Source organism: Yoonia sediminilitoris, assembly GCF_003058085.1.
Classification (GTDB): domain Bacteria; phylum Pseudomonadota; class Alphaproteobacteria; order Rhodobacterales; family Rhodobacteraceae; genus Yoonia; species Yoonia sediminilitoris.
This window is the reverse complement of the sequence record NZ_QBUD01000001.1, coordinates 895,205-920,457: the sequence shown is the minus strand read 5'-3', so window position 1 is coordinate 920,457 and position 25,253 is coordinate 895,205. Positions and strand designations below refer to the sequence as shown.

28 protein-coding genes and 1 tRNA gene are annotated in these 25,253 nt (G+C 57.2%); 18 read left to right on the top strand and 11 right to left on the bottom strand.

The genetic code is table 11. From position 1 onward, the window contains the following. The first annotated feature begins 20 nt into the window (after positions 1–20). Positions 21–359: an MmcQ/YjbR family DNA-binding protein gene (locus tag C8N45_RS04545; protein ID WP_108384966.1), complete on the top strand. Its 339-nt coding sequence runs from the start codon at positions 21–23 to the stop codon at positions 357–359. Here the strand turns inward: C8N45_RS04545 and C8N45_RS04540 are convergent. Both C8N45_RS04540 and C8N45_RS23145 read right to left on the bottom strand, forming a co-directional pair. Beyond that, the gene (locus C8N45_RS04540) at positions 350–739 is read right to left on the bottom strand and encodes a VOC family protein (RefSeq protein WP_108384965.1); all 390 of its coding nucleotides are present in this window, start codon (positions 737–739) and stop codon (positions 350–352) included. The two genes, C8N45_RS04545 and C8N45_RS04540, sit on opposite strands and share 10 nt — an antisense overlap. 2 nt (positions 740–741) lie before the next feature. Next, complete coding sequence (locus tag C8N45_RS23145) at positions 742–918, bottom strand: hypothetical protein (protein ID WP_168769397.1); 177 nt, start codon at positions 916–918, stop codon at positions 742–744. 77 nt (positions 919–995) lie between these two features. Here C8N45_RS23145 and soxR point away from each other — a divergent pair, with 77 nt between their 5' ends. From soxR to C8N45_RS04520, 3 genes are read left to right on the top strand one after another with little or no spacing between them, the layout of a single operon-like run. Then, positions 996–1,439, top strand: coding sequence for a redox-sensitive transcriptional activator SoxR (gene soxR, locus C8N45_RS04530; RefSeq protein ID WP_108384963.1), 444 nt, complete (start codon positions 996–998; stop codon positions 1,437–1,439). A gap of 33 nt (positions 1,440–1,472) precedes the next feature. Next, entirely contained in the window at positions 1,473–2,645 is a 1,173-nt protein-coding gene (locus C8N45_RS04525) for a pyridoxal phosphate-dependent aminotransferase (protein WP_108384962.1), read from the top strand. Positions 2,646–2,670: 25 nt separating this feature from the next. Continuing rightward, positions 2,671–3,477 carry an isocitrate lyase/PEP mutase family protein gene (locus tag C8N45_RS04520; protein ID WP_108385168.1) on the top strand — a complete coding sequence of 269 codons (807 nt, stop codon included), beginning with the start codon at positions 2,671–2,673 and terminating at the stop codon, positions 3,475–3,477. A 42-nt stretch (positions 3,478–3,519) separates the two neighbouring features. Here the strand turns inward: C8N45_RS04520 and C8N45_RS04515 are convergent, their stop codons facing one another. Together C8N45_RS04515 and C8N45_RS04510 are read right to left on the bottom strand one after the other, a co-directional pair. Further along, on the bottom strand, positions 3,520–4,143 hold the full coding sequence (locus C8N45_RS04515; protein ID WP_108385167.1) for an outer membrane protein: 624 nt from the start codon (positions 4,141–4,143) through the stop codon (positions 3,520–3,522). 212 nt (positions 4,144–4,355) lie between these two features. Beyond that, positions 4,356–5,447: an anhydro-N-acetylmuramic acid kinase gene (locus C8N45_RS04510; RefSeq protein WP_108384961.1), complete on the bottom strand. Its 1,092-nt coding sequence runs from the start codon at positions 5,445–5,447 to the stop codon at positions 4,356–4,358. A 63-nt stretch (positions 5,448–5,510) separates the two neighbouring features. Between C8N45_RS04510 and tyrS the strand changes: the two genes are divergently transcribed. Further along, on the top strand, positions 5,511–6,761 hold the full coding sequence (gene tyrS, locus C8N45_RS04505; protein WP_108384960.1) for a tyrosine--tRNA ligase: 1,251 nt from the start codon (positions 5,511–5,513) through the stop codon (positions 6,759–6,761). Here tyrS and C8N45_RS23140 read toward each other — a convergent pair. Further along, positions 6,758–6,904 carry a hypothetical protein gene (locus tag C8N45_RS23140; protein WP_168769396.1) on the bottom strand — a complete coding sequence of 49 codons (147 nt, stop codon included), beginning with the start codon at positions 6,902–6,904 and terminating at the stop codon, positions 6,758–6,760. The two genes, tyrS and C8N45_RS23140, sit on opposite strands and share 4 nt — an antisense overlap. Before the next feature lie 58 nt (positions 6,905–6,962). Here C8N45_RS23140 and C8N45_RS04500 point away from each other — a divergent pair, with 58 nt between their 5' ends. From C8N45_RS04500 to C8N45_RS04465, 8 genes are all read left to right on the top strand, one after another. Next, complete coding sequence (locus C8N45_RS04500; protein ID WP_245882542.1) at positions 6,963–7,769, top strand: GNAT family N-acetyltransferase; 807 nt, start codon at positions 6,963–6,965, stop codon at positions 7,767–7,769. A 50-nt stretch (positions 7,770–7,819) separates the two neighbouring features. Further along, entirely contained in the window at positions 7,820–8,044 is a 225-nt protein-coding gene (locus C8N45_RS04495) for a hypothetical protein (protein ID WP_108384958.1), read from the top strand. Then, on the top strand, positions 8,022–8,498 hold the full coding sequence (locus C8N45_RS23870) for a PhzF family protein (RefSeq protein ID WP_108384957.1): 477 nt from the start codon (positions 8,022–8,024) through the stop codon (positions 8,496–8,498). The genes C8N45_RS04495 and C8N45_RS23870 overlap by 23 nt, the downstream gene beginning before the upstream one ends. Next, the gene (locus C8N45_RS23865; RefSeq protein ID WP_258793084.1) at positions 8,492–8,860 is read left to right on the top strand and encodes a PhzF family phenazine biosynthesis protein; all 369 of its coding nucleotides are present in this window, start codon (positions 8,492–8,494) and stop codon (positions 8,858–8,860) included. The genes C8N45_RS23870 and C8N45_RS23865 overlap by 7 nt, the downstream gene beginning before the upstream one ends. A 72-nt stretch (positions 8,861–8,932) precedes the next feature. Beyond that, positions 8,933–9,355 (top strand): Fur family transcriptional regulator, encoded by a 423-nt coding sequence (locus C8N45_RS04480; protein ID WP_108384955.1) that lies wholly within the window; start codon positions 8,933–8,935, stop codon positions 9,353–9,355. Further along, positions 9,355–10,245, top strand: a complete 891-nt coding sequence (locus C8N45_RS04475) for a DMT family transporter (RefSeq protein ID WP_108384954.1) — start codon at positions 9,355–9,357, stop codon at positions 10,243–10,245. The genes C8N45_RS04480 and C8N45_RS04475 overlap by 1 nt, the downstream gene beginning before the upstream one ends. Positions 10,246–10,287: 42 nt before the next feature. Beyond that, complete coding sequence (eno, locus tag C8N45_RS04470) at positions 10,288–11,562, top strand: phosphopyruvate hydratase (protein ID WP_108384953.1); 1,275 nt, start codon at positions 10,288–10,290, stop codon at positions 11,560–11,562. 30 nt (positions 11,563–11,592) lie between these two features. Further along, the gene (locus C8N45_RS04465; RefSeq protein WP_108384952.1) at positions 11,593–12,027 is read left to right on the top strand and encodes a cupin domain-containing protein; all 435 of its coding nucleotides are present in this window, start codon (positions 11,593–11,595) and stop codon (positions 12,025–12,027) included. Here the strand turns inward: C8N45_RS04465 and C8N45_RS04460 are convergent. From C8N45_RS04460 to pdxH, 6 genes are all read right to left on the bottom strand, one after another. Further along, positions 12,010–12,795 (bottom strand): TIGR00266 family protein, encoded by a 786-nt coding sequence (locus C8N45_RS04460; RefSeq protein ID WP_108384951.1) that lies wholly within the window; start codon positions 12,793–12,795, stop codon positions 12,010–12,012. The two genes, C8N45_RS04465 and C8N45_RS04460, sit on opposite strands and share 18 nt — an antisense overlap. 259 nt (positions 12,796–13,054) lie before the next feature. After that, positions 13,055–16,699, bottom strand: coding sequence for a vitamin B12-dependent ribonucleotide reductase (locus C8N45_RS04455; protein WP_108384950.1), 3,645 nt, complete (start codon positions 16,697–16,699; stop codon positions 13,055–13,057). A 567-nt stretch (positions 16,700–17,266) separates the two neighbouring features. Further along, a tRNA-Pro gene (locus tag C8N45_RS04445) sits at positions 17,267–17,343 on the bottom strand. 43 nt (positions 17,344–17,386) lie between these two features. Then, on the bottom strand, positions 17,387–17,830 hold the full coding sequence (locus tag C8N45_RS04440; RefSeq protein ID WP_245882541.1) for a DUF192 domain-containing protein: 444 nt from the start codon (positions 17,828–17,830) through the stop codon (positions 17,387–17,389). A gap of 23 nt (positions 17,831–17,853) precedes the next feature. Then, on the bottom strand, positions 17,854–18,381 hold the full coding sequence (locus C8N45_RS04435; protein WP_108385166.1) for a cold-shock protein: 528 nt from the start codon (positions 18,379–18,381) through the stop codon (positions 17,854–17,856). Between the two features lie 120 nt (positions 18,382–18,501). Further along, entirely contained in the window at positions 18,502–19,107 is a 606-nt protein-coding gene (gene pdxH, locus C8N45_RS04430) for a pyridoxamine 5'-phosphate oxidase (RefSeq protein WP_108384947.1), read from the bottom strand. A gap of 152 nt (positions 19,108–19,259) precedes the next feature. Here pdxH and fabI point away from each other — a divergent pair, with 152 nt between their 5' ends. From fabI to trpE, 5 genes are all read left to right on the top strand, one after another. Beyond that, positions 19,260–20,066 carry an enoyl-ACP reductase FabI gene (gene fabI / locus C8N45_RS04425; RefSeq protein WP_108384946.1) on the top strand — a complete coding sequence of 269 codons (807 nt, stop codon included), beginning with the start codon at positions 19,260–19,262 and terminating at the stop codon, positions 20,064–20,066. Positions 20,067–20,075: 9 nt separating this feature from the next. Then, positions 20,076–20,579 carry a xanthine phosphoribosyltransferase gene (gene gpt / locus C8N45_RS04420; protein WP_108384945.1) on the top strand — a complete coding sequence of 168 codons (504 nt, stop codon included), beginning with the start codon at positions 20,076–20,078 and terminating at the stop codon, positions 20,577–20,579. Positions 20,580–20,627: 48 nt separating this feature from the next. Further along, on the top strand, positions 20,628–21,803 hold the full coding sequence (locus C8N45_RS04415; RefSeq protein ID WP_108384944.1) for an aminotransferase: 1,176 nt from the start codon (positions 20,628–20,630) through the stop codon (positions 21,801–21,803). A gap of 80 nt (positions 21,804–21,883) precedes the next feature. Next, positions 21,884–23,722, top strand: a complete 1,839-nt coding sequence (locus tag C8N45_RS04410; RefSeq protein ID WP_108384943.1) for a peptidyl-prolyl cis-trans isomerase — start codon at positions 21,884–21,886, stop codon at positions 23,720–23,722. A 7-nt stretch (positions 23,723–23,729) separates the two neighbouring features. Beyond that, on the top strand, positions 23,730–25,238 hold the full coding sequence (gene trpE, locus C8N45_RS04405) for an anthranilate synthase component I (RefSeq protein ID WP_108384942.1): 1,509 nt from the start codon (positions 23,730–23,732) through the stop codon (positions 25,236–25,238). The last annotated feature ends 15 nt before the right edge of the window (positions 25,239–25,253 follow it).

Here is a 25,253-nt window from a genome sequence, read left to right as displayed (position 1 = left end):
CTTTGGGACAAGCTCGGGATATGTCACGTGCCCTCGTCAACAGCATCTGTGCCGCCATGCCCGGCGCGACTGCGGCAGACCACACGACAGAACTTGACTCGTGGAAGGTCGGCGGAAAGATATTTGCCTGCTTTGGCGAACGTATCGACGGGGTTTGCACCAAAACAGACAGCATAGAAACCGCCCAGATGTTGATTAACGCAGGCGCCGCCAGCAAGGCCCCCTACTTTCACAAAAGCTGGGTTCTGGTTAGTTTCGACAGTGACGCAGATGAACTGCGCCACCGCCTGAAAAGCTCTTACGATATTATCGTCAAGGGGTTGCCGAAAAAGGTGCAGGCAACCTTGGGTCAGTCGTAACTGACCACTTCAAATTCGATCCCGTCGGCATCGTGAAAGTAAAAGCGGCGCCCGGGTTCATAGTCGGCATGGTTGTGGGTGGCGAGCCCCATCGCCTTCACCTTCTTTTCAGTCAGATCAAGGTCATCGACGACGACCCCGATATGGTTCATCGCGCCACGTGTCTGGTAACTGGCGTCCGCCTTGGTCACTGTCTGGTTGGGGTCAGTGCCTGAATAAATTGCAATATAGCTGTCATCATCGCCCACATGCATCGTATAGCCTGCGCCCGCCATGGCACCCCCTTCCCATCGGGTGCGCCAGCCAAACAGATCAGCCAGCATTTGGGCCGTGCGTTTGGGGTCCGAGACGGTAACGTTAAGGTGTTCAATTCTTGCCATTGTTACTTTCTCCCTATCAATGCAGCCAATCGCTGCCCGATCCCCGGACGGCCAGTTTGCTCCTGTGCCACCCGGAAACAGCCACATTGCAGGTCATGGCCCCAGCCAAGCCCGTCGTGGGCCATCGCGGCTATGGCCTGTGGGTCCGCACAATACCGCTTTGAGTCTTTCCCGATCATCTTGAAACTCCTCTTCCAAATTTGCATTGATCAGGTTTTAATTTCTCAAGTTAACTTTAGATCAAGAGGTTTTTTACATGACTCAGGGGTTATCCATCGGGGACCTGTCGGAAAGGACCGGACTGGCGGTGTCGGCGATCCGGTTTTACGAGACCCACGACATCGTCAAACCCCTGCGAAACAAGGGCGGGCACCGTCGCTATGGGCGGGCGGATATCCGGCGACTGTCGTTCGTGATGGCCGCACAGAACCTTGGCTTCCCACTGAGCGAAATCGCCACGCACCTGCGCGACCTGCCCGACCACAAGGCCCCGTCCAAGGCCGACTGGACCCGGATCAGCAAAAGTTTTCGGCACAGGATCGACGCGCGAATCGCGGCTTTGGAAGAGTTGCGCGACAAACTTGATGGCTGCATCGGGTGCGGCTGCCTGAGCCTGAAAGCCTGCGCGCTTTACAATCCAAATGATGAAAAAGCAGTTGAAGGTCCGGGACCACGCAACCTGACACGGTTATCTGGTTGACTTCACAACCGCTTCGGTTTCCCCCTGCCCGCTATGAAACTTGCAAACCGGATTACAGAAATAAATGGCGGCGGCTCTGACGGGTGGGACGTGTTTTACCGCGCGCGCCAGATGATTGCCGATGGCGCGCCGATTACGGAACTGACGATAGGCGAGCATGATATCGGAACCAGCCTTGAAATCCTCGGGGCGATGCATGACTCCGCGCGCGGCGGTCATACAGGGTATGCGTCTGTGCCCGGCACGGACAGTCTGCGCCAGATTGTTGCAGACCGGATCGCGACCCGAACAGGTGTTGAGACAACGGCGCGAAACATCCTGATCACCGCAGGTGGGCAGGCAGGGTTATTTGCGGCACATACGGCAGTCTGCAATCCCGGTGATCGCGCACTTTTCATCGACCCATACTATGCGACATATCCAAGCACGATACGCTCTACACAGGCGGTCCCTGTGCCTGTCCGGACAACGCCGGATGCGGCATTTCAACCGACGGCTGACGCTTTGGCGGCCAAGGCACAAGATGCGGTCTCGCTTTTGATCAATTCGCCGAACAATCCCACGGGCGCCGTTTATTCCCAAAAGACGATGCAGGCCATCGCACAAGTCTGCCACGACAATGACCTGTGGCTGATTTCGGACGAGGTGTATGACACCCAGATTTGGGAGGGCGCGCATCTGAGTCCCCGCGCCCTGCCCGGCATGGCAGCGCGCACGCTTGTGATCGGGTCTATGTCGAAAAGCCACGCGATGACAGGCAGCCGGATCGGATGGATTTGTGCGCCGGAACCTGTGATTGAGGTGCTGATCGATCTTGCCACCAACACCACCTACGGTGTTGCAGGCTATATTCAGGACGCCGCCCTCTTTGCCCTTGGCCAAGGGCCTGCTGTCGAAGAAGCTGTCGCTGCACCCTTCCGGCGTCGTCGGGACCTGACCATGGAGGTGCTAGCGGGGCAAAATATCGTGCGCGCCCTTCCAGCGCAGGGGGCGATGTATGTGCTGCTCGACATCCGTGCGACAGGGATGGACGGCGAAGCATTTGCAAATGCCCTGCTGGATGCCGAACAGATCGCGGTCATGCCCGGTGAAAGCTTTGGCCAGGCGGCGGCCGGGCACATCCGTGTCGCTATGACGATTGATGACGCAGCCTATGTCGCGGCACTGCAAAGACTTGTGGAATTTGCCAAAACCTGCGCTGACTGATCACACCGAGCACAAGGAGCGCCGCATGACCCATCCCGCTGAGACCTTCCGCGCCCTGCATGTCAAAGGCAATCCGTTCGTGATGGTGAACATCTGGGACTGTGGATCAGCCAAGATGATGCAGGCCATGGGGGCCAAGGCGCTGGCGACCTCTTCTGCGGCGCATGCTTTTACGATGGGGCGCCCTGACGGCGGCACACTCTCGCGCGACGAAGCATTGGCACATGCGGCAGATATTCTGAGTGTCGCCACGGTCCCTGTGCAAGGTGATTTCGAAAACGGCTTTGGACATGATCCAGACACCTGCGCCGAAACCGTCCGACTGGCGGCCGAAGTCGGATTGGCGGGCATTTGCATCGAAGACACAAAGCTTCCGACAGACAACGCCTATGAGTTTGAACTGGCTGTAGAGCGGATCAAGGCCGCCTGTGCTGCCGCGCGTGCCCTGCCGGTCGACTTCGTGCTGACCGCACGCGCTGACGGCATTCTGACCGGTGCCTACGATACCGATGAAGCAATCCGGCGGCTGCAAGCCTTTGAACAGGCCGGGGCGGATTGTCTTTATGCGCCTTTGCCGCCAGACATGGATGCCATGGCGCGGATCGTGGCCGCAACAAACGCGCCGGTAAATACCCTTGTTTCTGGCAGCTTTACCGCACAAAGCCTTGCAGATTATGGAAAAATCGGGGTTGCACGCATATCGCTGGGGTCAGCGTTGGCGCGGGTAACACACCGGGTCATGCATGATGCCATGACAGCAATGGTTTCGGGTGATTTCAGCCCGCTGTCACAGGGTATAAGCAGCGACATCATCGACGCGCTGTTGGAATAGTGGAATGGCGCGCAGGTCATGCCCTGCGCGCCACTTTCATGATTAGAACTGGAACGACACGCGCGCTGTTGCGGTTGTCGCATCAATGTCCAATCCGTCGATGTCATCGAAGTCATCGAACTGGTGCTGAAGAACTTCGGCACCGAAGCGAATTGCGCCATTGTAGTCGTAGCTCAGACCAAGGCCGGCAAAGTTGCCAGTACCGTCGCCGTCAACTGCGCCAGACGTTGTTGCCTGTGCCACACCAGCTGCGATGTAGGGCATGAACTGACCGGCATCATATCCAGCAATCAGTTTTGCACGTGCGACAGAGTCAAGTTCTAAGCCGTCGCCCGGCGCATCGCTCTCGATGTTGGAAGCATCATAGTCAACTTCACCACCAAGCACGACGCTACCAAGATCATACAGGTAACCTGCGTGAACACCGTAGACCGCGCCGCTTGTGTCATCATCAAGCGCATCGTTGTCCAACTCGCCATAGCCAAGCTGACCACCAGCGTAGAAACCTGTCCAGTCAGCACCCATGGGAACTGGTGCAGGGGTGATGGGAGCAGGCGCAGGCGTTGCAACAGGCTCTGACAAACCACCAGCCGAAGCCAAACCACCCAATAATACGAGCGGAAGTGCAATCATGCTTGAGCGCGCGACCTTAATTGTCGTTTTCATCATATATCTCCGTTAATTCTCGTTTCGATGCAGCACATGTGGCAACAATTAACGAAGCTTCAACACTCATCACGACGCTGTGATCGGACATGGCGGAATAAGGCAAAATTGGGGCCATATTTCGGCCATCAACCGCTCACAATTGAAATAAAATAGAAAAATATCGTGAGGTCCAGAAGGGTTGCGGCAAAAATGTCACAATTTTACCAAATTCAGGTTTTGCCGATCTGGCCGCCAAAAACCGGATGGGTGACGCTTGTCGTGCCCGGCGCACTGGTCGGCAATCCTTTTGCGACACGCACGGCGAGATAGGCAAAGGCCTGCGCTTCGATCATATCACCATCCAGCCCGACAGTTTCAATTGCGCCTACCTCACAATCAAGTGCGGCGTCCAATGTTGACATCATCGTTTCGTTTTTTCTGCCTCCGCCCACAACAAGCACCCTGCATGGCCGCGCCGGGCAATGGTGCATCGCCCGCACAACCCCATCGACGGCGGCTTGCAGCAACGTGCGCATGGCGTCGGCGTCATTCAGAGCCTTGGTTTGCGCGATCAGATCCGCAAAGGCATCGCGGTCCAGCGACTTTGGCGGCATCGCGTCAAAATAGGGATGTGCCGCGAACGCCGCCAACACCTGTGCTGCGGGCTGGCCTGTCGCTGCAAGTGCCCCCCCGACGTCATAAGCAAGCCCGTGCCGCGACCGCATCACATCATTCATCGGTGCATTGGCGGGACCGGTATCAAATGCCAGAAGCGCGCCGGGCAGTTCGGGGCTGGCAATGGCAGGATCAACCCATGTGATATTGCCAACGCCGCCAAGGTTCAGGAAAACCACAGGCGCGGTCAGCCCCAGCCATTTTGCCAACGCAAAATGATAGAACGGGGCCAAAGGCGCCCCCTGCCCGCCACAGCGCATATCTTCGGTCCGGAAGTCCCACACAACCGGCCGCTGCAACACCTGCGCCAGCCTGTTTCCATCACCCGCCTGATGTGTCCTGCCGGCCGCAGGATCATGGGCCAGCGTCTGGCCGTGAAACCCGATCAGATCGACGTCAGCAAAATCCTTGAGCAAGGCAATATGCGCTTCCTCGACAATCCGTGCGGCCTGCTCCACGCCATTCGCGGGCCACAGGCCCAGATGCGCGCGCAAGATTTCCTGCTCATCCTCACTATAGGCCCGATAGCCGACCTGACCGAAGCCAAAGATATCGACGCCGTCGGTGTCCAGTACGGCGGCATCCACACCGTCAAGCGATGTGCCCGACATGGTTCCGACAGCGCGCACACGTCTACCCTTAAACATCTTCTTTCCCTTCGTCCGTCGCCCGCCTATAGACTGCATCACGCAATTAACGGGAACAAGAAAATGACCTACCATCCCAAATCCGATTTTATCGCCATCATGATGGAACGCGGCTTTCTGGCCGATTGCACGGATTATCAGGGCCTTGATGAGGCGCTGAGCAATGGGGTGGTGCCTGCCTATATCGGATTTGATGCTACGGCAAAGTCATTGCATGTCGGGTCGCTGATCCAGATCATGATGCTGCGCTGGCTGCAAAAGACGGGGCACAAGCCGATTACGCTGATGGGGGGTGGCACGACCAAGGTAGGCGACCCTTCGTTTCGGGCCGATGAACGCCCGCTGCTGGGGCCGGAACAGATCGATGAAAATATCGCGGGCATCAAGCAAGTCTTTTCCGCCTATCTGACATATGGCGATGCACCCACCGATGCGCTGATGATCAACAATGCCGAATGGCTGGATGATCTGAATTACCTCGATTTCCTGCGTGACATCGGGCGGCATTTTTCGATCAACCGCATGTTGTCGTTTGAAAGCGTGAAATCACGGCTCGACCGCGAACAATCGCTGTCGTTCCTTGAATTCAACTACATGATCTTGCAGGCCTATGATTTCCTTGAACTCAACCGCCGCTATGGCTGCCTGCTGCAAATGGGTGGATCGGACCAGTGGGGCAATATCGTCAACGGGATCGACCTGACCCGTCGCGTGCTGGATCACGAGATTTACGGCCTCACCTCGCCCTTGCTGACCACAAGCGATGGCAAGAAGATGGGCAAATCACAGGCCGGTGCCGTCTGGCTGAATGCGGACATGTGCAGTCCCTACGAATTCTGGCAGTTCTGGCGCAACACGACAGACGCCGACACCGGTCGTTTCCTCAAGCTATATACCGAATTGCCTATGGAAGAGTGCGAGCGCCTTGGCGCATTGGAAGGATCAGAGATCAACGCCGCCAAGATCATCCTTGCCAATGAGGTCACGACCTTGCTGCACGGAACTGACGCAGCGGCCGCCGCCGAGGCAACCGCGCGCGAAGTGTTTGAAAAAGGTGGCGTTGGTGACGATCTGCCGACGCTGACCGTGGCTGCCGATGAATTGGGCGATGGCATGTCGATCGTGCAGGTGATCGTCAAGGCGGGGCTTGCCAAAAGCGGCAAGGAAGCCAAGCGCCTGATAGCCGAAAACGGTGCGCGGTTGAATGATGAGCCCCTGACAGACGCGGGCCTGATGATTGATGCCGCCACCCTGTCTGCCCCAATAAAGCTAAGCGCAGGTAAAAAGCGTCACGCGTTGGTGCAGTTGGGCTAAAACAGAATTTCGCCAAGCAAGACCGCGATGCCCAGCGGAAGCGTGAACACAGTCGCCACCACAAGCGCCCCAAAGGGGGTGGGCCTTGGTGTGGGTGCTGCAATCCCGGCAACGGTGTGCTGTTTTGGTATTTGTTTTTTCATGCCTCTATTAACCACGTCTTAGGTTTACGCTGCGTTAACAAGAGCAATGGAAAACGCATTGCCTTTACAGCAACATCCAAACTTCGGCGCCGCTTTGCGCCTGATGGGGCGCGACGTGCGTTCGGTTGACCTGCCCGGCGCTGCCCCGGTTCAGATCATCCGCCGCTTTGGCATGACTTTTGCGCCGCGTGGGCCCATCTGGACAGATGAAACCGGCACAGGTGCACGGGCAAATGCGCTGCGGGCACTCCCTTTACGCTTGATCAACAGTGAACGGTCCGATCCGGCGCTGCACGATGCCGGATTTCGGCAAACCATGACAGCAGCCCATGTCGCGGAATTGCCGCTGACGGGCAAGCCAGACGACCGGATCGCGCGGATGCGCGGCAAGTGGCGCAACAGTTGGCGCAAAGCCAGTGGTCAGGGATTAAGGTTCGAACGCACAATCTATGACACTGGCCTGCACCAATGGCTGCTTGATGCGGACACGGCCCAGCAAAAGGCCAAAGGATACAAAGCGCTCTCTCACGCGGTTGTCCTTGCCTATGCGGTCGAGTGCCCGCGCGACGTGATCATCTTTACCGCCCGCAAGAAACACGACGACGTGGCGGCCATGCTGTTTTTGCGGCATGGGATGTTCGCCACCTATCATATTGGCTGGACCAGCCCCAAAGGGCGCAAATGCAGCGCGCACCACGCCCTGCTGATCCATGCCGCCGAAAGCTTTGGCAGTGACGGGCTGGCGCGGCTTGATCTGGGCACCGTCGATACAGAACACGCGCCCGGTCTGGCACGGTTCAAGATCGGCTGCGGCGCGGATGTCCGGCCACTTGGGGGGACATGGCTGAAATTGCCGGGGTTCTAATGGGCAAAAGCGCTTGATAACACCGAAAAAATCAAGACGCGGGGGTCCAAATGACCATCTTGGAGATCGCCTCGCTCTTGATTGTGCTTGCAGGCGCATTCGGGGCGATCAACGCCCTGTCCCTGCCCGACAGCGGATGGAAACTGCTGATACTTGCCGCGACCTATGTTGTCGTTATCTTTTCAATCATAGTCCCGGGGCTGATCGCTGCCAAAGTAGCCGGACGGCAGGGGCGCACACCGGACTGCCGCAATGACCCATTTCTTTGTCTATGATGTCTTTACTGATCAACCGTTCGAGGGCAACCAGCTTGCCGTCATTCCCGACGCGACAAAACTGCCCGAGGCAGACCTGCAAAGAATTGCCCGCGAATTCAACTTCTCCGAGACGACATTTGTCTTTCCGCCCACAAACCCCGCCATGACGGCCAAGGTCCGCATCTTCACGCCGACCATGGAAATCCCCTTTGCCGGGCACCCGACAATCGGGACGGCCAGCGCACTGCGCGACACGGGGCACGAAGGCGATATGGTGCTGGAACTGGGCATTGGGCCGATCCCCTGTACCTTTGCGGGCAACATGGCGTCTTCACCACATCGGCCCCGCTTGAACGTTTGGCGCAGCCCGAACCCGCATTGGTCGCGCGCTGTCTGGGGCTTCAACCCCAACAGCTATCGCTATCCGGTCACGCACCTCTACTGGCCAGCCTGGGGCTGCCGTTCGTGCTAGTCGAATTAACTGACCGGTCCGCGCTGGCGGCTTGCCAGCCCGATACTGGCGCAATCCGTGAAGCGGCTGACCGATATCCTGCCGGTATTGATTTTTCTATCTACGCTTATGTGCCCGAGGGTGACACGATTCATGCGCGCATGTTCGCGCCCCTTGATGAGATCCCCGAAGATCCCGCGACAGGCAGTGCGGCCGCAACACTGGCCGTGCTACTGGCCCAACTGACCGGAAAGCCGCAGAATATCCGGATTATTCAAGGTGAACAGATGGGCCGCCGGTCAGTCATTCAGGCGGACAGCGACGGCGAGACCTGTATCATCAGCGGGCAAGCACGACGGGTGATGATGGGCAGGCTTGTCTGAATTCCCCGCCCCGGCACTGGAATCCCGAACGCGAGGCGGCTATCAGGGATCAGACCCAAGACCGAGACACGCATGACCGACACAATCATTTCGCGCTGCGAGGCCAACGGCCTGCGTATGACCGAACAGCGGCGCACGATCGCGGCGGTGCTGGAGGCTGCAACGGACCATCCCGATGTCGAGGAACTGTACAATCGCGCAGTCGCTGCCGACCCGCGCATTTCACTTGCGACAGTGTACCGGACCGTCAAGCTGTTTGAGGAATCAGGTATTCTGGAAAAGCATGAATTCGGCGACGGACGTGCGCGGTACGAAACCGCAGACCGAGAGCATCACGACCATCTGATCGACCTGCAAACCGGCGAGGTCATCGAATTCGTGGACCCCGACATCGAAGCGCTTCAGGAACGGATCGCCAAAAAGCTGGGGTATAAGTTGCGCGGACATCGTCTGGAACTTTACGGCGTCCCGATCAAGAAAGGCGACAGCCATTAATGGAAAACTTGCGCGGCGCGGCCTTTATGGTCCTTGCGATGGCCTGTTTCGCAATCGAGGACGCGCTGTTCAAAACGCTGTCTGCAACATTGCCGATGGGCCAGATTCTGACCATCACATGCCTTGGCGGATTGTGTGCCTTTACGCTTTGGTTTCTTATGAAATCCGTGCGGCTTTGGCAGCCCGAATACCTTGACCCCAAGGTTCTGCTGCGCAGCGCCTGCGATGTGGGTGGGTCCGTGATGTTCGCGACCTCACTGTCACTGATCCCCCTGACCACGGCATCGGCGGTCATCCAGGCAACCCCTTTGGTCGTAGCCATGGGTGCTGCGATTTTTCTGGGCCAGCCCGTCGGTTGGCGTCGGTGGCTGGCCATCACGGCAGGGTTTTGCGGGGTGCTGATCATTCTGCGGCCCGGATTGGAAGGGTTCAACAGCGCGGTTTTGCTCAGTGTCGGCGGAATGCTGGGGCTTGCCGCCCGCGATCTCCTGACGCGCGCGCTGAATGTCAGCCTGACGGGGCCACAACTCGCCAGCCACACTTTTGCGCTGATCATTCCTGCATCATGTGTTTTGATGTATGCGCAGGGGCAGCGTTTTGTGATGCCGAACGGATATGAAGCGGCGCTGCTTGCCGCCTGCACCGTGATTGCGGTTTTCGCCTATCTGACGCTGGTCGCAGCGACGCGCCACGGCAACGCGGGCATCATATCGTCGTTCCGCTATTCAAGGATGATCTTTGCCTTGATCCTTGGCTACGTTGTCTTTGCCGAAACACCGGATCTTCTGACGATTCTCGGCATTACAATTATCATTGCATCGGGTATCTTTACCCTGCTACGCGAGGCCCGGTTAGCCCGCGCTTCCCTTACCGCGGCCGCCGCGATATAGAACAGTTGTTACCGCTAACAGCCCCAAAAAAGGAGCCATCCTATGAGCACCATTATCGACATCCACGCACGCGAAATTCTTGATAGCCGCGGCAATCCGACCGTTGAAGTTGATGTCATACTTGAAGATGGCACGTTGGGGCGCGCTGCCGTGCCGTCGGGTGCGTCAACCGGTGCCCATGAAGCTGTTGAAAAGCGTGACGGCGACAAAGGCCGTTATATGGGCAAAGGAGTACTGGAAGCCGTCGCCGCCGTGAATGGCGAAATCGCCGAGGCGATTTTGGGATTTGACGCGACCGAGCAGGTTGCCATCGACATGGCGATGATCGAACTGGACGGCACGCCAAACAAGGCGCGGCTTGGGGCGAATGCAATTTTGGGCGTGTCCATGGCGGTCGCCAAAGCAGCGGCTGATTTCACCGCACAGCCCCTGTTCCGCTATGTCGGCGGCACATCTGCGCGCACCCTGCCCGTGCCAATGATGAATATCATCAATGGCGGCGAACATGCCGACAATCCGATCGACATACAGGAATTCATGATTATGCCAGTGTCGGCGGCCAATATCCGTGAAGCTGTCCGCATGGGGTCAGAGGTGTTTCACACACTCAAGAAAGAGTTGTCGGCAGCAGGCCACAACACTGGTATCGGAGATGAGGGCGGCTTTGCACCCAACCTTGGGTCCACCCGCGAAGCGCTTGATTTCATTATGACATCCATCAAGAAGGCGGGCTATACACCGGGCGAGGATATCTATCTGGCGCTCGATTGTGCCGCGACGGAATACTACAAGGATGGCAAATACGAGATGGTTGGCGAAGGTGTGTCACTGAGCAGTCAGGAAAACGCGGAATATCTGGCCAAGCTTTCCAGCGACTACCCCATTATCAGCATCGAAGACGGCATGTCCGAAGATGACTGGGACGGATGGAAACTCTTGACCGACATGATCGGCGACAAGATCCAGCTGGTCGGTGACGATCTGTTCGTAACCAACCCTGCCCGTCTGGCGGACGGGATCGCCAAAGGCTCGGCCAATTCCATGTTGGTCAAGGTCAACCAGATTGGTACCTTGACCGAGACGTTGCAGGCCGTGGAAATGGCGCACCGTGCGCGGTTCACCAACGTTATGTCGCACCGGTCAGGCGAAACCGAGGACGCAACGATCGCAGACCTTGCCGTTGCGACAAACTGCGGCCAGATCAAGACCGGCTCTCTGTCGCGATCTGACCGGCTGGCCAAATATAACCAGTTGATCCGGATCGAAGAGTTGCTGGGTGAAACAGCGAATTATGCAGGACGCAGCATTTTGAAATAGGGGGATGGGTTAAAACCCATCTTACGATGCATGAACGCAGATGAAATTATTTCCACCCTCGGTCTGATGCCACATCCCGAGGGTGGATATTATCGCCAAACCTGGGTTGCCGAAAATGAAGGTCGCCCGACAGGCACCTGCATTTATTTCCTGCTCAAATCGGGGGAAAACAGTCATTGGCATACAGTCGATGCCGTAGAGATTTGGCTATATCATGCCGGTGCCCCGTTGGCCTTGTCGGTGTCAGCGACAGCGACGGGTCCGGCCCGCACGCTGATGCTGGGTACAGGGATTGCCGAAGGGGAGCGGCCGCAGGCTATCGTACCGAAAGGGCATTGGCAGGCGGCACGCACGATGGGCGAATGGACATTGGTCAGCTGCACTGTGTCGCCCGGCTTTGATTTCGCCGGTTTTACTCTTGCGCCGCCCGAATTCGATATCGCGGCGCTACCGATCCCCGAATAAATCGCCCAGACCGCCCAGAACCGACCCTTCGCCCTTGCTCCCCCCCGGGCCAGCAGCGCGCAAAACGCGGTCAGCGAGACGCGAGAATGGCAGGCTTTGCAGATAGACGGTGCCCGGCCCCCTGAGGGTTGCCACAAAGAGCCCCTCGCCCCCGAACACCATCGATTTGAGATTGCCCGCGCGTTCGATATTATAGTCCACGTCCTTGGTGAAGGCCCCAATGCAGCCCGTATCAACACGCAAGGTTTCGCCAACCCGCAAATCGCGCTTGATCACTGTGCCGCCCATGTGAATAAATGCCATCCCATCACCGCGCAGCCGTTGCAGAATGAACCCTTCACCGCCAAAGAATCCGGCCCCAAGTCGCTGCTGAAACGCAATATCGGTGGATGTCCCAAAGGCCGCGCACAGAAATGCATCTTTCTGGCACAGCAGTTCTTCACCGATCTGCGCCATATCGACCGGAATGATCTTGCCAGGATAAGGGGCGGCAAAGGCGACACGTTTCTTGCCTTCTCCCGCATTGCTGAAGTGGGTCAGAAAGATGCTTTCACCCGTAAGCACACGCTTGCCAACATTGAGAAGCGAGTCCATGACCCCGCCTGAAGGACGCGAGCCGTCGCCCATCTTGGTTTCAAATGCGATGCCGTCTTCCATGTAGTTCATGGCACCAGCTTCGGCGATGACCGTCTCAGACGGGTCAAGTTCAACTTCGACGATCTGCATATCATCACCAAAGATTTCATAGTCGACTTCGTGGCAGCGCATTTCTTTTTCTCCGGTTGTATGGAATCAGACTAGAAATGTCGCAGTGGCAACACAACGTGCGGAATTCCATACCGGAAATAAAAAAGGGACCCCCGCAGGGGCCCCGTAGTTTCGTTGATCAGGCTCACTCTTTATGTACCGCTCGGTTTTTTGCCTGCGGCCCGATCCACGCCAAGGGCAAGCGCACCTGCCCCGGAACTTGATGAGATGGGCGAATTTTCTAGAAAATTCGCAAGACAAGGATTTTTCGAGAAAAATCCTAGCTGCACCCAGAGGTGCCACCACATGTATTGCATTTCATACAGGTGCCATTGCGTACCAGTGTGTAGTTTCCGCACTCCCCGCATGGGTCGCCTTCATACCCTTGTATCTTGGCTTTGTCGCGCGCCGTAAGCGTCGCCGTTCCAGAGGCAACGGTCGATGTCACGGTCTCAGTCACCAATGTCTGGAGAGCCGCAGATGCATCCGCCCCGCTGGCGAACGACGTCGTACCCATTCCGCCTTGCAACACGACCAGATCCTGCGGCATCCGCTTGCGCAGATAACCGGTCGAGGAAATTTGCTTGAGCACCTCCAAAGACCGAGTCGCTGCGTTTTCGGTGGGGGCTTGTATGTTCGACACGCCTTCCTGCTCGCCGCGGCCAATGTCGTCGAAAGTTGCGCCTTCTGGCTTCACATGCGCCAGATCGGTGCGATCAAGGTAGGACACGGCCAACTCGCGGAAGATATAGTCTAGGATTGAGGTCGCGTTCTTGATGCTGTCGTTGCCCTGCACCATGCCCGCAGGCTCGAACTTGGTGAACGTGAACGCATCAACGAACTCCTCCAGCGGCACACCATATTGCAGGCCTACAGATACCGCGATGGCGAAATTGTTCATCATTGCGCGGAAACCGGCACCTTCCTTGTGCATATCAATAAAGATTTCGCCCAAAGCGCCACTCTCATATTCGCCTGTGCGCAGATACACTTTGTGACCGCCAACGATTGCCTTTTGCGTATAGCCTTTGCGGCGCTGCGGCATCTTTTCACGCTCGCGGTTGCGTACCTCTTTGTAGATGATCTTTTCGACCACCTTCTCGGCCAGAACCGCCGCCTTCTCCTGCAATGATCCGCTTTCCAGAACTTCCAGCGCGTCATCATCATCTTCGACCAATGCTGCTGCCAAGGGTTGCGACAGTTTCGACCCGTCGCGATAAAGCGCGTTCGCTTTCACACCCAGCGACCAACTCAGCTCGTATGCTTTCTGACAGTCCTCGATCGTCGCATCGTTGGGCATATTGATCGTTTTCGAGATTGCGCCCGAGATGAAAGACTGCGCCGCCGCCATCATATAGATATGGCTGTCAACACTCAGATAACGCGTGCCTTTTTTCCCGCAGGGGTTGGCGCAGTCAAAGACGCTGTAGTGCTCTTCCTTAAGGAATGGAGCGCCTTCCAGTGTCATCGTACCGCAGACGTGATCGTTCGCGGCTTCGATTTCCTTCTTGGAATAGCCGAGGTGGCGCAGCAGATCGAATGTTGGATCATTCAGCTTTTGTGCTGGAATGCCCAATGTCTTGGTGCAGAAATCCGCGCCCAGCGTCCATTGGTTGAACACAAAGCGGATATCGAAGGCAGAGGCCAGCGCGCCCTCGACCTTGTCCAGTTCGGCCTGACCAAACCCGTGGCCAATCAATGACGTGTGGTTGATCGCAGGTGCCTGTCCGATTGATCCGTGACCAACGGCATAGGCAATGATCTCTTCGATCTGGGCCGACCCATAGCCCAGCTTTTCAAGGGCCGCAGGGACCGACTGGTTGATGATCTTGAAGTAACCGCCACCAGCGAGTTTCTTGAATTTCACCAGCGCAAAGTCAGGCTCGATCCCGGTTGTGTCACAATCCATGACCAGACCAATCGTGCCGGTTGGCGCGATGACGGACACTTGCGCGTTGCGGTAGCCATTCTTCTTGCCCTTTTCCAGCGCCTCATCCCAGGCTGCCACAGCCAGATCAACCAGACGCGCATCGGGACAGTTACCGTGATCAAGTGGGACGGGCTTCACGTCCAGCTTTTCATAGCCCGTCGTTTTGCCCAACGCTGCCTGACGGTGGTTCCTGATTACCCGCAACATGTGCTTGCTGTTCTTTGCGTAGCCGGGGAATGGCCCCAACTCACCCGCCATTTCGGCGGATGTGGCATAAGACACGCCAGTCATGATCGCGGTCAGTGCCGCGCCCATGGCGCGCCCTTCGTCGCTGTCATAGCCGAACCCCATGTTCATCAGCAGCCCGCCGATGTTGGCATAGCCCAGCCCCAGCGTGCGGAAGTCATAGGACCGCTGCGCGATTTCCTTGGACGGGAACTGTGCCATGGTGACCGAGATTTCAAGCGTGACCGTCCACAGACGGGTCGCATGCATGTAATCCTCGGCCTGGAACGCGCCATCCTTGTAGAATGTCAGCAGGTTCATGGAGGCGAGGTTACAAGCCGTATCATCCAGGAACATATATTCAGAACAAGGGTTTGAACCACGAATAGCACCATCTTCGGGACATGTATGCCACGCGTTGACCGTGTCGTGATACTGGATGCCCGGATCGGCACAGGCCCATGCGGCGTGCCCCACCTGTTCCCACAGATCACGGGCCTTGATGATGCGTGCGACTTCCCCGTTCTTGCGGTTGATCAGTTTCCAGTCGGCGTCGTCCTCGACGGCTTTCAGGAACGCATCAGTGACACGGATCGAGTTGTTGGAGTTCTGGCCAGAGACGCTGGAGTAGGCTTCGGAATCCCAGTCGGTGTCGTAGGTCGGGAATTCGATGCTGGTGTGGCCCTGCTTGGCATAATCCAGCACGCGTTTGATGTAAGTTTCGGGGATGGCAGAGCGCTTTGCATCCTTGACGGCGGCGGCCAACGTGTCGTTTTTCTTGGGGTCGTAGGCATCTTCGGTCGTGCCGTCCCATGCCTTGATCGCAGCGAAGATGGCGTTCAGGTAGCGTTCGTGCATCTTCGAACCGGCAACGATTGACGCAACCTTTTGTTCTTCAATGACTTTCCAGTTGATGAATTCTTCGATGTCAGGGTGATCGGCATCAACAATCACCATCTTGGCCGCGCGACGCGTGGTGCCGCCGGATTTGATCGCCCCTGCGGCACGGTCGCCGATCTTCAGGAAACCCATCAGGCCGGATGACTTGCCGCCGCCTGACAGAGGCTCTCCCTCACCGCGCAGCGATGAAAAGTTCGTGCCGGTGCCAGAGCCATATTTGAACAGGCGCGCTTCACGCACCCACAGGTCCATGATGCCACCATCGTTGACCAGATCATCACTGACCGACTGGATGAAACAGGCGTGCGGCTGCGGGTGCTCGTAAGAAGATGTCGACTTGGTCAGAACGCCGGTCTTGTAGTCTACATAGTGGTGGCCCTGGGCCGGACCGTCGATTCCATAAGCCCAGTGCAGCCCGGTGTTAAACCATTGCGGGCTGTTGGGGGCCGCGCGTTGCGTGGCCAGCATGTAACGCATTTCATCGAAGTAGGCGCGCGCATCTTCTTCGGTGGTAAAGTAGCCACCCTTCCAGCCCCAATAGGCCCATGCACCGGCCAGACGGTCAAAAACCTGCTTGGCGGACGTCTCACCACCAAATGTTGCGTCCTTGGCAGGGACCGACCGCCACAGGAACTCGGGCACGCCCTTTTCCTTGACCTTCTTCAAAGCTGAAGGGACCCCGGCCTTGCGGAAATATTTCTGTGCAATCACGTCAGAGGCAACCTGGCTCCAACCGCCCGGAATCTCACAGTCATCCAGCTTGAAGACAATCGTCCCGTCAGGATTGCGAATCTCTGATGTGGTTGTCTTGAATTCCAACGCTGCATAAGCGTCCTGCCCGGACTTGGTGAAATTACGTTCGATTTGCATCGCGTCTGCCCCTTCTTTCGCCGTCTTTGCGGCCTTGCTAAACCTTGCCGCATTTTTGGCGGCGGACCTTCATTTGTGGCAACTCGACACGCAAAATACCTGCGCCCCGATCCAAGGATCGGTTGACGAATAAAGCACCAGTTGGCACCAGATCACCTGTCGAAGTCTTTCCTGTCCCGCCACAACATATTGTGCTGTTTGCTGCGGTGCCCACAATCTGACGCATCTAGCCCTAGGGGGTCAACGGAATTTTAACACTAAATGTCGATTAAAAAACTTGACGGTCTTGCCGCGAAATGAACGCCCAAAGGCGGGCGTGATTCATGCACCGGGTTATCCACAAGCCAGCCCTTTTTGCGGACCCAAGAAAGCTTTTATCTTCGGCACACTTAGCAAGTGTCGCTCAATCAAAGCTTCAGCATCGCAGGGACGCAAACCGGCAGATTAATGAAGTTTAACAAACCATTAAGATCCGGAAACTGCATTCACCAACCATACCGCTTCTGGTTGCAAAGCAGAAATCGGGCCGAATCAACGGCCAGCTGGTTTTCAAATTTTTCGGATTTGTGGTCGGGGCGGAGAGATTCGAACTCCCGACCCTCTGTTCCCAAAACAGATGCGCTACCAGGCTGCGCTACGCCCCGGACCAAGGCTGTCTTTAGACAGGTCTAACTGATTTGAAAACCCCTAACTTTCACTCTTTTGCTCACAAGGCAAAATCGCCTCCGGGCCAAAGCTGGGATGCTGCATGACATCCCCGACAGCAACGCCAAGGCGCGCCGAAAGGCCGCCGTTGATCTCGAGCACCATCTGAATGCCATCCCCGCCGGGAATCGGGGTCAGGTCGCCGGGTATCGCGTTTTCATGGATCCCCATGATCTCACCACGCGGGCTCAGGAATAACATATCCAAAGGAATCAGCGTGTTCTTCATCCAGAAACTCACCGACTGTGGCGTTTCATAGATAAACAGCATACCTTCAAGCGTCGGCATGCTTTCAACAAACATCAGCCCCTTAGATCTCTCTTGCGGGTCATCGGCAATATTGATGCTGAATGTGGCCTGCCCAAAGTCGCCGTTGATCGTGATCTTGTCATCCGCGCAGATCGCCCACGCCGGCTGCGCGGCCATACAAGCAACGAGCGCCGCAAGTCTCACTTTGCAGCGATTTCCCATCCAACCACCTCGATTGCCATGCGGCCACGTTCGCCATCCACCAGCCGCAATCCAACAGCTTCGCCCGACTGCAAATCTGACAACCCGGACCGTCTGAGAACTTCCACGTGGATAAAGACATCTTCTTCATTTCCGAAGATATTCGCGAATCCAAATCCCTTCGCCTTGTCGAACCATTTCACCCGCGCAGGCTCGATCGGCCGTTGCGCAATGTCATCTTGCGTAAACTCAACCATGTCGCGCAACGGCACCGTGTCGTCAGCTTGCGGTGGTGTAATCGCAAGGACCTGCGTCGCCTGTAGTCCGCGCTGCGTGTCCTGCACCAGAATTTCGATCGCCGACCCGTCCACGACAGACCCCTGCCCGAAATTCCGAAGGACATTCGCGTGCAGCAATATGTCAGGCCCGCCGAGTTCGGCGACAACAAAGCCGAATCCCTTCGAGGGGTCAAACCACTTCACCTGGCCACTCACCTGCCGCTGATCGCCGGTGTTCTGCGTATTCATCCCGTCTTCCCCTTGATCAATGTCCGACCATATGTGGACAACGACCATCTCCTATATTCACAGAATACCAACCCGAAAATCACTATACAGCAACACTTTACATTTCGCGAAGTGCGAAATTCAAGGGTTGAGACGCGTAATCTGCCAGCTTTCCTCAACTGTTGCCCGCGACCAACGAAACCGATCATGGAGCCTGAAATCACCGTCTGACCAAAACTCTATCTCAAGCGGTGAAATACGATAGCCCCCCCAGTAAGGCGGCCGTTTGGGATTCGTGCCCTGCTTCAAAGTTACCTCCGCCACCTTTGCCATCAGCGCCCCACGCGACGATAGCGGTTGTGACTGACGCGATGCCCACGCGCCAAGTCTGCTTTTCAGCGATCTGGACGCATAATATTCATCTGCAACAGGCCCGTCTTCTCTTGCGACCAGCCCTCTGACCCGGACCTGCCGCCGCAACGATTTCCAGTGAAGCACGAACGCCGCCTTGCCTGCGTGTTCGATCTCGTTTGCCTTCGCACTTTCGTAATTGGTGTAAAACACAAAAGCTGCTGACTCTATTTCCTTGAGAAGTACAGTACGCACATTGGGCATTCCTGTCGAATCCACTGACGCCAGCGCAATCGCATTGGGGTCATTGATTTCCGTCTTGGTCGCCTCAGCTAACCATTCACGCGCAATGACAAAAGGATCGTCACCCGCAAATATTCCGTCCCGATCAGACATTGCCGATCCTTACCTACGCCCCTAAGCAAAGCCTTAAGTTCAATCGGTCGGGCTGGCAACCATTTTGAATAGCGGTGGCAAATGCTTGCTGACCTCACAGCAATACCATAAACCCAGCCCAACGGCGTGGATCGAGATGAAGGACATCTGAAATGAAGACGGATCTGATGCAGGGCAAGCGTGGCCTGATCATGGGCTTGGCCAATGACAAATCAATCGCGTGGGGGATTGCAAAGGCCTGCGCCGAAGCAGGTGCCGAGCTTGCGTTTTCCTACCAGGGTGATGCATTGAAAAAGCGGGTAGACCCGCTGGCGCAGTCGGTCGGGTCCGACATCGTCTTACCCTGCGATGTGGGCGACGAGGCCTCCATTGACGCACTGTTTGAGGCGCTGGCCGAGCGTTGGGGCAAGTTGGACTTTATCGTGCATGCCATTGGTTTTTCTGACAAAGGCGAGTTGCGCGGGCGTTACGTCGATACCAGTCGGGCGAATTTCCAGATGTCGATGGATATTTCTGTCTATTCCTTCACCGCAGTTGTGCAGCGGGCCGAAAAGATGATGACCGAAGGCGGGTCCTGTTTGACGCTCACATATTACGGCGCCGAAAAAGTGATGCCACACTACAACGTCATGGGCGTCGCAAAGGCAGCCCTTGAGGCGTCCGTCAGATATCTGGCAGAGGACCTTGGCAAAAAGAACATCCGCGTCAATGCCATCAGTGCCGGCACGATCAAGACCCTTGCCGCATCGGGCATTGGTGACTTCCGCCTGATCATGAAATGGAACGAATACAACTCGCCGTTGCGGCGCACCGTGACACAGGACGAGGTCGGCAAATCAGCACTTTATCTGCTGTCTGATCTTGGCAGTGCGGTCACTGGCGAAGTGCATCATGTGGATGCCGGCTATCATGTTGTGGGCATGAAAGCTGTTGATGCCCCTGACATCACCAAGGAATAGGACCGCTCCATGACTGATCGTCTTCCTCACGAAAAAGGTTTTCATATCAGCTGGGACCAGATCCATCGCGACAGCCGCGCGCTGGCATGGCATCTGGATGGCCACGGCCCGGATGATGGCGCATGGCGGGCTGTCGTGGCGATCACGCGTGGCGGCATGGCGCCCGCCATGATTGCCGCGCGCGAACTGGACATACGTACAGTCGATACGATCAGCGTCAAAAGTTACGACCATCAGGACCAGTCCGATGCAAAAGTGCTCAAGGCACCCGATCCGGACCTGATGGGCGATGGCACCGGCATTTTGATTATTGATGATCTGGTCGACAGCGGGAAAACACTGGAACTGGTCCGCACGCTTTTTCCGAAAGCGCATTTTGCGACAGTCTATGCCAAGCCCAAGGGGCGGCCGATGGTGGACACCTTCATAACCGAAGTCAGTCAGGACACCTGGATATTTTTCCCGTGGGACATGGCCCTGCAATATGTCGAACCCTATCGGGGCAAAGACTGACCGCCCCAAAACATGTCGTGCGGCGCAGCCGCCCCTTTTGGAAACAGCATGACACAGCCACGCACCAAGACAACATTCTCGCCACCAGTGATGGAGGCACGCCGCTGGCTTGACGGCGTCACCCAGCCAGCCGACCGCCCGCTTTTGAACGTCAGTCAGGCGGCCCCCGTTGACCCACCGCCCACAAACATGCGCGCCTATATGGCCGATGTCATCGTGAACGAACCTGCAGCGCATCTTTATGGTCCGGTTCTGGGGCTGCCTGCTCTGCGTGCCGAACTGGCGCAGCAATGGTCGGCCGATTACGCTGGCACCATCAGCTCCGAACAGGTTGCGATCACATCGGGCTGCAATCAAGCATTTGCCGCAACGATCGCGACCCTTTGCGCCGAGGGCGATGAAGTGGTTCTACCGGTCCCCTACTACTTCAATCACCGCATGTGGCTGGACATGTCCGGTGTCAAAACGGTCCCGCTTATGGTCGGGGCAGACATGTTGCCAGACGTCGACGCCGCAGCCCGGCTGATCACGCCGCGCACGCGCGCGATTGCACTTGTCAGCCCGAACAATCCGTGTGGGGTCGAATACCCGGCCGCACTGCTGAGCGCCTTTCGCGACTTGGCCCGCGCAAATGGCATTGCCCTGATCGTTGATGAAACCTACCGCGATTTCGACAGCCGGACGGGCGCACCGCATGATCTGTTCAGCGATGCTGCATGGGATGACACGCTGATCCATCTTTATTCTTTTTCAAAGGCTTACCGCCTGACCGGGCACCGGGTGGGTGCGGTCATGACAAGCCCGCAGCGATTGGCCGAGATCGAGAAGTTCCTCGACACCGTGGCCATTTGCCCAAATCAGCTTGGCCAGCATGCGGCTTTGTGGGGGATGCAGAACCTCAAGCAATGGCTGGCCGGTGAACGCGATGAAATTCTCGACCGGCGCGCTGCCATTGGCGACCATTTCCATTTGTTGGCAGACAAGGGATGGCAGCTTTTGGGCTGCGGCGCCTATTTTGCCTACGTCAGGCACCCGCTTGCACTGTCTTCAGCGGAACTTGCGCCATTGCTGGTGAAAGAAGCGGGCGTGCTTTTGCTGCCCGGCACGATGTTCATGCCAAAGGAACTGACCGCAGGCGAAAGCCAGTTGCGCATCGCCTTTGCCAACATCGATCGCGCTGGCGTACAGACCCTGTTCGAAAGGCTGTCAAAGGTCGCGCCCTGACCCTTGCACCTGCCTGCCCCCGCCCTTATTCATGCTCCAGCCAAACGGGCAAGAATTGAATAACGGGCGGGTTCCAGAGCATGGCAAAGAAACAGGGCAAACGGTACGGACTATGGTTCATTGTGATCCTGCTTTTGGTTGGATTGGCCGGGTTCGGCACAAACGGCTTTTCCGGCAATGTGCGGTCCATTGGCACGGTCGGTGACAAGGAAATCAGCGTCACAGCCTACCAGCGCACGCTGCAAAACCAGATCAGGATGCTGTCCCAGCAGTTTGGAACGCCGATTTCAATGCAGCAGGCGCAGGCCTTTGGGCTGGATCAGGCAGCACTTCAACAGGTGATCCTGACACGCACACTGGACAATGAAGCCAGCGCATTGGGTATTTCCGTCGGCGATGAGACCGTTCTTGACCGGTTGCGCCAAATTCCCGATTTCCAGGGTGGCAGCGGCTTCAACCGCGAAACCTACCGGCTGGCATTGCAGCAAAGCGGCCAATCCGAGGCTGAATTCGAAACCACCCTGCGCGAAGATGTGGCTCGCAATCTGCTCCAAGCCGCAATTGTTGGCGGCGTGCCCACGGCCGACGCCTATGCCGACAATCTGATCCAGTATATTGGCGAACAGCGCAGTGTCACATGGGCCGCCGTCGGGCCAGAGGCGCTGACCACCGCGATCCCTGCCCCGACCGATGCAGAGCTTCAGGCGTATTATGACGCCAACCCCGATGACTTCACCCTGCCTGAGAGCCGCGACATCACCTATGCGTGGCTGACCCCTGACATGATTCAGGACCAGATGAATGTGAATGATGCCGCAATCGAACAGCTTTACAATGATCGCATCAGCGAATTTGTGCAGCCTGAACGCCGTCTGGTCGAGCGGCTGGTTTATCTGGATCAGGCGCAAGCCGATGCGGCGATTGCCAGCCTGAATGCCGGTGAGGCAACATTCGAGGATCTCGTCGTCGCACGCGGTCTCAGCCTGTCTGATATCGACCTTGGCGATGTGTCCAGGGATGAACTTGGCGCAGCAGGAGATGCGGTTTTTGCGGCCCGGTCCGGCGATGTCGTCGGCCCCTTTGATGCAGGGCTTGGACAAGCTTTGTTCAGGATGAACGCGGTGCTTGCGGCCTCTGAAACGCCGCTTGAGGACGCCGCCGATGACCTGCGCGAAGAACTGGCCGCCAATGCGGCGCGTGACGTGATCAATGACGGTGTCGATCAGGTCATTGACCTGCTGGCCGGTGGTGCCAGACTGGAAGACTTGGCAGAGCGCACCGACATGCAGCTTGGCACAATCGCATGGACCGACGCGCGGACCGACGGTATCGCCGCTTATGAGGCCTTTCGCAATGCGGCCGCTTCGGTCAGCGAAGGCGAATTTCCCGAAGTCATCGACCTTGCCGATGGTGGTATCTTTGCGCTGCGTGTCGATGGCGTTACACCGCCTGCGGTGCAGCCTTTGGAGGATGTCCGCGCAGAGGTCATAGCCGGATGGCAGGACCAGGCCCGCCAAGAGGCTGTGATCGCGCTGGCTGACGGGATTGCGGCATCCATCTTGCCGCTGACCGGATTCGATACCTTGGGCCTGACCCCTACGGTCGAAGAAAGCCTGACCCGCCGCAGCTTTGTCGCGGGCGCCCCCGCCGATTTCAACGATACCATTTTTGAGATGGCTGTTGGCGACGTGCGCGTTTTGCCCGGTGACGATGGCGCCGTCATTGTCCGTCTTGATGCGATTGCACCGCCTGATATGGCGGACGAAACCAATGTCGCCCAAAAGGCGCAGCTGGCACAAGATGCGTCCCAAGGCATCGCGCAGAATATCTTTGAAGCCTATGCAGCATCACTTCAGGCGCAGACGGAACTGAACATCAACCAGGCCACCGTCAATGCGGTAAACGCCCAATTCCAGTAGGTGCCGCATGGCGTTATTGCCCGATTATGATAGCTTCGCCCGCGCCTATGACGCGGGCAAGAATCAGGTTGTCTATACCCGTATTGCCGCCGATCTGGACACGCCTGTTTCACTGATGTTGCGGCTGTCAGGCGCTGGCAAGAACGCGTTTATGCTTGAAAGCGTCACCGGCGGAGAAGTGCGCGGGCGCTATTCCATCATCGGCATGAATCCCGACCTGATTTGGGAATGTCGGGGGACCACATCGCGGGTCAACCGCAGCGCGCGTTTTGACGATCAGTCATGGGTCGACATGGCGGATGATCCGCTGACCGCGCTGCGGGCTTTGATTGCCGAATCCCGCATCGACCTGCCCGCCGACCTGCCCGCTGCATCTGCGGGCCTGTTTGGCTATTTGGGCTATGATATGATTCGGCTGGTCGAACGGCTCCCGGACGTGAACCCCGACCCGCTGGGCCTGCCTGATGCGGTGATGTTACGCCCGTCGGTCGTGGCTGTTCTGGACGGAGTGAAGGGCGATGTGATTCTTGTGGCTCCTGCCTATGTGAACGGGGAACTTTCTGCCCGCGCCGCCTATGCGCAGGCCGCCGAACGGGTGATGGACGCCCAACGCGCGCTGGAACGCCCTGTGCCAGACGCCAGCCGGGCCCTGTCCGACCCCGCCCCAGTGGCCCCGCCGCAGTCAAACTTCAGCCATGAAGGTTATTTGCAGGCCGTTGAAAAGGCGAAAGAATATATTCGTTCCGGTGACATCTTTCAGGTCGTCCCCTCGCAACGCTGGACACAGGAATTCCGCGAACCTCCCTTCACGCTTTACCGCTCCTTGCGGCGCACCAACCCATCGCCTTTCATGTTCTATTTCAACTTCGGTGGCTTTCAGGTGATCGGGGCAAGCCCGGAAATCCTTGTGCGTGTATTTGGGTCTGAGGTGACGATCAGGCCGATCGCAGGCACCCGCCCGCGCGGCGCAACACCGCAGGAAGACAAGGCCAATGAGCTTGACCTGATGGCTGACAAAAAAGAACTGGCCGAACATCTGATGTTGCTTGATCTGGGCCGGAACGACACCGGCAAGGTCAGCAAGATAGGCACCGTGCACCCGACCGAACAATTCATCGTCGAACGCTACAGCCACGTCATGCATATCGTATCCAATGTCGTTGGCGAATTGGCCGACGATCAGGACGCCCTGAGCGCATTTTTTGCAGGGATGCCTGCGGGCACCGTGTCAGGTGCGCCCAAAGTCCGCGCCATGGAAATCATTGACGAACTTGAACCGGAAAAGCGTGGCGTCTATGGCGGTGGCTGCGGCTATTTCAGTGCCAATGGAGATATGGATATGTGCATCGCCCTGCGCACAGCCGTGCTAAAGGACGAAAAGCTTTATATTCAAGCTGGTGGCGGCGTCGTCTATGACAGCGATCCAGAGGCCGAGTATCAAGAAACCGTGCATAAATCCAACGCGATCCGCAAGGCCGCCGCTGATGCCAAGATGTTTCAGGGCTCCGGAAACTGAACGCGCGATCTACAG

Excerpts from the sequence above, each read along its gene's own strand:
- C8N45_RS04545 (WP_108384966.1), top strand. The coding sequence starts at position 21 with ATGTCACGTGCCCTCGTCAACAGCATCTGTGCCGCCATGCCCGGCGCG.
- C8N45_RS04540 (WP_108384965.1), bottom strand. The coding sequence starts at position 739 with ATGGCAAGAATTGAACACCTTAACGTTACCGTCTCGGACCCCAAACGC.
- C8N45_RS23145 (WP_168769397.1), bottom strand. The coding sequence starts at position 918 with ATGATCGGGAAAGACTCAAAGCGGTATTGTGCGGACCCACAGGCCATA.
- soxR (WP_108384963.1), top strand. The coding sequence starts at position 996 with ATGACTCAGGGGTTATCCATCGGGGACCTGTCGGAAAGGACCGGACTG.
- C8N45_RS04525 (WP_108384962.1), top strand. The coding sequence starts at position 1,473 with ATGAAACTTGCAAACCGGATTACAGAAATAAATGGCGGCGGCTCTGAC.
- C8N45_RS04520 (WP_108385168.1), top strand. The coding sequence starts at position 2,671 with ATGACCCATCCCGCTGAGACCTTCCGCGCCCTGCATGTCAAAGGCAAT.
- C8N45_RS04515 (WP_108385167.1), bottom strand. The coding sequence starts at position 4,143 with ATGAAAACGACAATTAAGGTCGCGCGCTCAAGCATGATTGCACTTCCG.
- C8N45_RS04510 (WP_108384961.1), bottom strand. The coding sequence starts at position 5,447 with ATGTTTAAGGGTAGACGTGTGCGCGCTGTCGGAACCATGTCGGGCACA.
- tyrS (WP_108384960.1), top strand. The coding sequence starts at position 5,511 with ATGACCTACCATCCCAAATCCGATTTTATCGCCATCATGATGGAACGC.
- C8N45_RS23140 (WP_168769396.1), bottom strand. The coding sequence starts at position 6,904 with ATGAAAAAACAAATACCAAAACAGCACACCGTTGCCGGGATTGCAGCA.
- C8N45_RS04495 (WP_108384958.1), top strand. The coding sequence starts at position 7,820 with ATGACCATCTTGGAGATCGCCTCGCTCTTGATTGTGCTTGCAGGCGCA.
- C8N45_RS23870 (WP_108384957.1), top strand. The coding sequence starts at position 8,022 with ATGACCCATTTCTTTGTCTATGATGTCTTTACTGATCAACCGTTCGAG.
- C8N45_RS04480 (WP_108384955.1), top strand. The coding sequence starts at position 8,933 with ATGACCGACACAATCATTTCGCGCTGCGAGGCCAACGGCCTGCGTATG.
- C8N45_RS04475 (WP_108384954.1), top strand. The coding sequence starts at position 9,355 with ATGGAAAACTTGCGCGGCGCGGCCTTTATGGTCCTTGCGATGGCCTGT.
- eno (WP_108384953.1), top strand. The coding sequence starts at position 10,288 with ATGAGCACCATTATCGACATCCACGCACGCGAAATTCTTGATAGCCGC.
- C8N45_RS04465 (WP_108384952.1), top strand. The coding sequence starts at position 11,593 with ATGAACGCAGATGAAATTATTTCCACCCTCGGTCTGATGCCACATCCC.
- C8N45_RS04460 (WP_108384951.1), bottom strand. The coding sequence starts at position 12,795 with ATGCGCTGCCACGAAGTCGACTATGAAATCTTTGGTGATGATATGCAG.
- C8N45_RS04455 (WP_108384950.1), bottom strand. The coding sequence starts at position 16,699 with ATGCAAATCGAACGTAATTTCACCAAGTCCGGGCAGGACGCTTATGCA.
- C8N45_RS04440 (WP_245882541.1), bottom strand. The coding sequence starts at position 17,830 with ATGGCCGCGCAGCCGGCGTGGGCGATCTGCGCGGATGACAAGATCACG.
- C8N45_RS04435 (WP_108385166.1), bottom strand. The coding sequence starts at position 18,381 with ATGAATACGCAGAACACCGGCGATCAGCGGCAGGTGAGTGGCCAGGTG.
- pdxH (WP_108384947.1), bottom strand. The coding sequence starts at position 19,107 with ATGTCTGATCGGGACGGAATATTTGCGGGTGACGATCCTTTTGTCATT.
- fabI (WP_108384946.1), top strand. The coding sequence starts at position 19,260 with ATGAAGACGGATCTGATGCAGGGCAAGCGTGGCCTGATCATGGGCTTG.
- gpt (WP_108384945.1), top strand. The coding sequence starts at position 20,076 with ATGACTGATCGTCTTCCTCACGAAAAAGGTTTTCATATCAGCTGGGAC.
- C8N45_RS04415 (WP_108384944.1), top strand. The coding sequence starts at position 20,628 with ATGACACAGCCACGCACCAAGACAACATTCTCGCCACCAGTGATGGAG.
- C8N45_RS04410 (WP_108384943.1), top strand. The coding sequence starts at position 21,884 with ATGGCAAAGAAACAGGGCAAACGGTACGGACTATGGTTCATTGTGATC.
- trpE (WP_108384942.1), top strand. The coding sequence starts at position 23,730 with ATGGCGTTATTGCCCGATTATGATAGCTTCGCCCGCGCCTATGACGCG.